Genomic DNA, 6,773 nt, shown 5'->3' with positions numbered 1-6,773 from the left:
ATTTTACGCTTTCCCGTGTTGGCGTCAAGTGTTTTTTCAAACTTTCTTTTCGCCGTTGAATTGTGTGTTTTGAAGCACTTAATTCAACCTAACTCGGTGGCCGCTTTCGCTGTCTGCCGTGTCAGTGGATGCGCATTATAGGCACCATGAGATTTAGTGCAACCCCTTTTTTAATAGTTTTATCTCAAAACAGCTCAAGCGAACACTATTCGAACAAAACACATTAAAAACGGTTAAAAACACAACATAAAAGCAACTTTTGGGAGCTTTCGGGATTAGGTTGACTGTCACTTTCGGTTTTTTACGATTTCTTAATGCAATTAACAAGCCTTGATAAGCAAGTACAGTTATGAATGATGTCGCTAAATGATTAACGAACATAAAAACGATTGATTACTGTGTAACTTCGATTAAGTACTGTCTAATAGTCACTGTAACCTTGTATACATAGTCACAATATTTTAACAATCTATGTAATAAAGCTATCTGGATAAAAAGCCCTAGATATAAAGCCTAAGGCCTAAGCAGACTGTAACTAATTTCAGGCAGACTTTAACTATAGTACAAATACAGTATCTGGGTTAGAAAAGTGGTGCTTTTTTAAAAAAAGAACGCCATCGAATTAATGACGCGATTTATGAGTGATACAACTCAACGTTATCTGGTTGATTTGGGAGCGATACTATTGTGGATTATCCTTTGTTGGCATTGCTTGGGTTTTGTCTTCGCCATGAGGTTCAGCCATGTCTTGCTCAGGTTCTGTTTCATTAGCATCTACTGGCTCATCCCCAACGATATGCTCAACCTTTAACTTTTTAATTGTCTTGATAGTGATGAATGGACCTGACAATGCATATATATAGAAACCTAAACATAAAATGATGGCCGGTTCGACTGAAACAACAACAAACACGCCGACCAATAATAACATAACGATGAAATTGACCTTACCGCGCCAATCGACTTCTTTAAATGAGTGATATCTGAAATTACTTACCATTAACAGCCCGGTTAAGGCGGTGACAAAGGCAACTATATAGCTAATGTTTGTTGGATCAATTTCATATTTGCTACCACTCCAGATGCTTCCGGCAATTAATGCAGCTGCAGCTGGGCTTGCAAGCCCTTGAAAAAATCGTTTATCAGCGACACCGACTTGGGTATTAAACCGTGCAAGCCTTAATGCCGCACATGCACAATAAATGAAAGCAGCCAGCCAACCTATCTTGCCTAAATCTTGTAATGCCCAGTTATATACTAATATTGCTGGGGCCATCCCAAACGACACCATGTCGGCCATGCTATCGTATTCGGCACCAAAGTCGCTTTGTGTATTAGTGAGTCTGGCGACTCTTCCATCGAGTCCATCACAGATCATTGCAATAAAGATTGCTATTGCAGCTGATTCAAAGTGACCATTCATGGATGAAATCACGGCATAGAACCCAGAAAAGAGTCCTGCTGTGGTAAATAAGTTAGGTAATAGGTAAATACCTTTATTTTTTACTGTTTGATTTGATGAATTTTGCATACACTTTAAACAATGTTGTTTTAGATGTTGGATTTATACTCAAGATAGCATATTTTGGAACAATCAAGCATAGCGTCATATTAGCCTTGGGAACTCACATGGGAACTTTTCGTTTAGTTATTAGTTTAATCGTTATTACCTTTAGCTGTTTTTTGTATGCTGAGCCCATTTATACCTGGGTAGACAATGCGGGCGTTGTGCATTACAGCCAGCAGCCGCCTAAAGGTGTAGATGCTACATTAATTTATAGTGAAGATATGGAACCAGCCAAAATTGGGACTCTTGCTCCGCAAAGAAAAACACCACCTACTAAAGAGATGACTGATTTAGAAAAATCGGCACAGATCATCAATGCACAAGACCAAAAACAAGCTGTAGAAATTTGCGAAAGTGCTAAGCACAGCCTTAATGTATTAACCACTCACACCCAGTTAAACCAGCAAAATAAAGAAACCGGCGAAACCGTTGCTATGACAGAAGAGCAGAGACAAGCTGCAATTGCCGAAAACACTGAACGGGTAAAGTTATTTTGTAAGTAATCTGAGCTCGGGATAATGATCTAGGCGGACTAAAATCTTGATTTTAAATAGCATAAGTTAATCTCTCATCCCTAATTAAAATTAAATAACAAACACTCAAACAAAAAAGGGAGCTTTCGCTCCCTTTTTGATTTTACACAGTTAGCTTATTGCTCAAACGTTAACACCCCATCAACCACATCGACATTAATCATCTTACCTGGCAATAATTGCCCGCGAAGTAGTTTCTGCGCCAATGGATTTTCAACTTCCTGCTGTAAGGCTCGTTTTAATGGACGCGCACCATAAACAGGGTCGAAACCGGCTTCGGCGATTAACGATAAAGCCGCATCCGTTAACTGAATATCAAATTCTTTTTCCACTAAACGTTTACGCAGTAACTCAAGCTGAATGCTGGCAATATGCTTAATGTTTTCCGCATCCAATGGATGGAACACGACAGATTCATCGACACGATTTAAAAACTCTGGACGGAAGTTTTGCATCACCACCTCCATCACGCTTTCTTTCATTTCGTCATAACTGGCACGACCAAAGCTTTCTTGAATTCGGTCAGACCCTAAGTTAGATGTCATGATGATAACGGTGTTTTTAAAATCAACCGTACGGCCTTGACCATCGGTTAATCTGCCGTCGTCTAGCACTTGCAGTAAAATGTTAAACACATCTGGATGCGCTTTTTCAACTTCATCAAGCAAGATAACCGAATATGGTTTACGACGAACCGCTTCTGTTAAATACCCGCCTTCTTCATAGCCAACATATCCGGGAGGTGCACCGACTAGGCGTGACACGGTATGTTTTTCCATAAATTCTGACATATCGATGCGCACCAGTGCCGATTCGGTATCAAATAAAAACTTAGCCAGTGATTTACATAATTCGGTTTTACCGACCCCGGTTGGCCCAAGGAACAAAAATGAACCAATAGGGCGCTGTGGATCAGCAAGACCAGCACGACTACGTCGAATGGCATTGGATACAGCATCAACGGCTTCATGTTGACCAATAACGCGTTCGTGTAATGCATCTTCCATGTGCAATAATTTTTCGCGCTCACCTTCAAGCATTTTTGACACCGGGATACCGGTTGCTTTTGACAATACTTCTGCAATTTCGATATCAGTGACTTTATTGCGCAGCAATGTCATATCTTGCATTTCAGCTTGCGAAGCTAAATCAAGCTGCTTTTCAAGCTCAGGGATCCGCCCATACTGTAACTCAGACATTCGGGTTAAATCCCCCGCACGTCTTGCCACCTCTAGATCTAGGCGGCCTTGTTCAAGATCCGCTTTTATATGCTGGGTTCCCGCTAATGCGGCTTTTTCAGTATGCCAAATCTCATTAAGCTCAGCTGCATGGCTTTCAACTTCTTTCAACTCTTGTTGTAAAAAGTCTAAACGTTTGCGGCTGGCATCATCGGTTTCTTTACTGAGCGCTTGCTCTTCTAGCTTTAACTGAATCGCACGACGCTCTAATTTGTCTAACGCCTCGGGTTTTGAATCGATTTGCATACGAATACTCGATGCCGCTTCGTCAATTAAGTCGATAGCTTTATCGGGTAACTTTCTGTCTGAAATATAACGATGTGACATAGTTGCAGCGGCAACAATGGCAGGATCGGTAATTTCAACATGATGATGCAACTCATAGCGTTCTTTTAAACCACGTAAGATTGCAATGGTGTCTTCTACACTTGGCTCATCAACAATTACTTTTTGGAAACGGCGTTCAAGTGCTGCATCTTTTTCAATGTATTGGCGATACTCATCTAACGTTGTGGCGCCAACACAATGTAAGTCACCACGGGCTAGAGCTGGCTTTAACATATTACCAGCATCCATGGCACCTTCGCCTTTACCTGCACCCACCATAGTATGCAATTCATCAATAAAGAGAATTACCTGCCCTTCTTCTTGTGACAACTCGTTAAGCACGGCTTTGAGACGTTCTTCAAACTCACCGCGATATTTTGCGCCCGCAATAAGCGAGCCCATGTCGAGTGATAACACCCGCTTGTTTTTAATGCCTTCTGGCACCTCACCATTAATGATCCGTTGAGCTAAACCTTCAACAATGGCCGTTTTACCTACCCCAGGTTCACCGATTAACACCGGATTATTTTTACTCCGGCGTTGCAAAACCTGAATGGTGCGGCGAATTTCATCGTCGCGACCAATCACGGGGTCCAGTTTGCCCTGCTCTGCGCGTTCGGTTAAATCAACAGTAAACTTTTTCAAGGCTTGGCGTTGGTCTTCTGCATTTGGGTCATCAACTTTTTGACCTCCACGCATGTCCTCAATGGTTTTTTCCATGAGTTCTTTGCTAGCACCAGAGTCTTTTAGCGCTTTTGACAACGCATCGTTACCTTCTAATGCAGCTAACACAAATAGCTCTGATGAAATGTATTTGTCTTTACGTTTTTGCGCCAGCTTGTCGCACAAGTTAAGTAAGCGGATTAATCCTTGAGATAATTGAACATCTCCGCCTGTGCCATCTACCTGAGGAAAACGCTCTAACTCCTGAGTAACGGCAGAACGAAGAGCGCTAACACGTATGCCAGCTTGGGTTAATAATGGATGAATAGAGCCAGAATCTTGATTTAATAGCGCCATCATTAAGTGAATGGGTTCGATAAATTGATGATCGCGCCCCAAGGCTAATGATTGGGCATCAGAAATAGCAATTTGAAACTTATTAGTCATACGATCGAGTCTCATATAACCTCCTAGGATCTGATACTTATTGAGTGGGAAATTAATTCAGAAATGAATAATTTGTTAACTTAAAGATGGGGGCAATTAATGTGATTTCAAGCTTAAAACTTAATCTAGATCAATAAATCGTCTATTTTTTGAACTTGAACGAATTATTATGATTTTAGCCAGATAAGCGACGCCATGCGACCTGTTTGTTGATCCCGACGATACGAAAAATAGTCAGGGTCAGTAAAAGTACACACATTAGCATTGAATACCTGTGACACTCCCATTTTCGCTAAACGTAACGAAGCAAGACCGGGTAAATCAGCAAGGTATTTATTGTGATGAGGAATAAAATATTGCGCTGCTTGAGGGTGTTTTTGCATAAAAGCATCGTGTACCTCAGCGCCGACCTCAAAAGCCTGCGGCCCAATTGCTGGACCTAAATAAGCCATGAGCTCAGTGGTAGCGGAGTCAAATAATTCTACCGCTTGTTCAATCACGCCAGCACACAACCCGCGCCAACCAGCATGTACTGCAGCCACTTCAGTACCTTGTTGATTGCATAACAATACAGGTAAACAGTCTGCCGTCATGACTGCGCACACATCACCAGCTTTATTGCTGTAACTTGCATCAGCTTTTATCGGTGAAAGGCTTGTAGAATCACTCAGTTTTAGATGCGCCATATTCACCACATCCACACCATGCACTTGTTCAAGCCACAATGGTTCCGCAGGTAAAGACAATCGTTGGCGCAAAGCGGCACGATTAGCCAAAACATGTTGTGGGTTATCACCTACATGTAACCCTAAATTTAAACTGTCAAATGGCGCTAAACTGCATCCGCCATGTCGATCAGTCAACGCTATTGCGACATTATCAGGTAAAGGCCAATCGTGCTGGAGCACTATAAATACTCAATAGGGTTTAATTGAGTATCTTCACGTAATGCTTTGGTCAGCTCAACCATGTCATCAGGAATTGGCGCATGCCAAGTCATGATTTCACAGGTAAATGGATGGGCTAACTCTAAGCGCACAGCATGCAGCGCCTGGCGGGTAAAGCCTTTAAGTAATTCAAAAAACTCAGGGCTAGCGTTTTTAGGGGGTCTTGGACGACCGCCGTACACTGGATCGCCAACCAAAACATGGCCAATGTGTGCCATATGCACACGAATTTGGTGAGTACGACCGGTTTCAAGACGTAATCGTAAACGCGTATGTGCACGGAACTTTTCAGCGACTCGATAATGAGTTACAGATGGACGACCACCATGAATCACCGCCATTTGTGTCCGTCGTGTCGCATGACGTTCAATAGGCTCATCAACGGTGCCACCAGCAGTCATAGTACCAAGCACAATGGCCTCATATTCACGAACGATATCGCGCGCTTGCAATGCAGCAACCAAATGAGTTTGTGCTTCAACGGTTTTAGCCACAACCATCAAACCTGTTGTGTCTTTATCTAAGCGATGAACGATACCGGCTCGTGGCACATGTTCAATGTCAGGACAATGATGCAATAACGCATTCATTAGGGTGCCGTCGGCATTACCCGCACCAGGGTGAACAACTAAACCCGCTTGTTTATTTACAACAATAATATGTTCGTCTTCATAAATAATATTTAAGTCGATATCTTGCGCCTTAGCACGCACTTCTTCTTCAAGTGTTGCTGTAACTTCTATCAACTGAGACTCGAAAACCTTTTCCCGTGGCTTGTCGACTGTGATACCGTCAATAGTAACTGCACCAGATAGGATCCATTCCTTGATGCGTGTGCGCGAGTAGTCAGGGAACAAACCAGCTAATGCTTGGTCTAATCTCAGACCGGTTTGTGTTGCTGTTATCTCGCTTTTTAGATTAATCTCTTGTGTCATAGGAACCGTACCCCAGTTTAGGGGTCCAAAGTGAATGTGCTATCTGTTACAATCGGATGTTTTCTATTTTACCGTGAAATGGAAAAATTCTTAACAACAACTTAAAAAGAATTGAA

General features: G+C 42.2%; 5 protein-coding genes. 1 reads left to right on the top strand and 4 read right to left on the bottom strand.

What is annotated here, in order from left to right:
* Window positions 1–682 precede the first annotated feature (682 nt).
* Window positions 683–1,531, bottom strand: coding sequence for a CDP-diacylglycerol--serine O-phosphatidyltransferase (gene pssA / locus IEY42_RS09790; RefSeq protein ID WP_188925068.1), 849 nt, complete (start codon window positions 1,529–1,531; stop codon window positions 683–685).
* A 98-nt stretch (window positions 1,532–1,629) separates the two neighbouring features.
* Here pssA and IEY42_RS09785 point away from each other — a divergent pair, with 98 nt between their 5' ends.
* Window positions 1,630–2,070 carry a DUF4124 domain-containing protein gene (locus tag IEY42_RS09785; RefSeq protein WP_188925067.1) on the top strand — a complete coding sequence of 147 codons (441 nt, stop codon included), beginning with the start codon at window positions 1,630–1,632 and terminating at the stop codon, window positions 2,068–2,070.
* A gap of 146 nt (window positions 2,071–2,216) precedes the next feature.
* On the opposite strand, the gene clpB is transcribed toward IEY42_RS09785, so the two are convergent.
* The 3 genes from clpB to rluD all read right to left on the bottom strand — a co-directional run bounded on the left by clpB (window position 2,217) and on the right by rluD (window position 6,657).
* Window positions 2,217–4,790, bottom strand: coding sequence for an ATP-dependent chaperone ClpB (gene clpB, locus IEY42_RS09780; RefSeq protein WP_188925066.1), 2,574 nt, complete (start codon window positions 4,788–4,790; stop codon window positions 2,217–2,219).
* A 152-nt stretch (window positions 4,791–4,942) separates the two neighbouring features.
* The gene (gene pgeF / locus IEY42_RS09775) at window positions 4,943–5,683 is read right to left on the bottom strand and encodes a peptidoglycan editing factor PgeF (protein ID WP_188925065.1); all 741 of its coding nucleotides are present in this window, start codon (window positions 5,681–5,683) and stop codon (window positions 4,943–4,945) included.
* Window positions 5,683–6,657, bottom strand: coding sequence for a 23S rRNA pseudouridine(1911/1915/1917) synthase RluD (gene rluD, locus IEY42_RS09770; protein WP_188925064.1), 975 nt, complete (start codon window positions 6,655–6,657; stop codon window positions 5,683–5,685). The genes pgeF and rluD overlap by 1 nt, the downstream gene beginning before the upstream one ends.
* Window positions 6,658–6,773 lie beyond the last annotated feature (116 nt).

Source organism: Shewanella algicola (assembly GCF_014648035.1).
Classification (GTDB): domain Bacteria; phylum Pseudomonadota; class Gammaproteobacteria; order Enterobacterales; family Shewanellaceae; genus Shewanella; species Shewanella algicola.
This window is presented reverse-complemented; position numbering and strand designations above follow the sequence as displayed.

Coding starts and splice junctions, on each gene's coding strand:
- clpB (WP_188925066.1), bottom strand. CDS start 4,790: ATGAGACTCGATCGTATGACTAATAAGTTTCAAATTGCTATTTCTGAT.
- IEY42_RS09785 (WP_188925067.1), top strand. CDS start 1,630: ATGGGAACTTTTCGTTTAGTTATTAGTTTAATCGTTATTACCTTTAGC.
- rluD (WP_188925064.1), bottom strand. CDS start 6,657: ATGACACAAGAGATTAATCTAAAAAGCGAGATAACAGCAACACAAACC.
- pssA (WP_188925068.1), bottom strand. CDS start 1,531: ATGCAAAATTCATCAAATCAAACAGTAAAAAATAAAGGTATTTACCTA.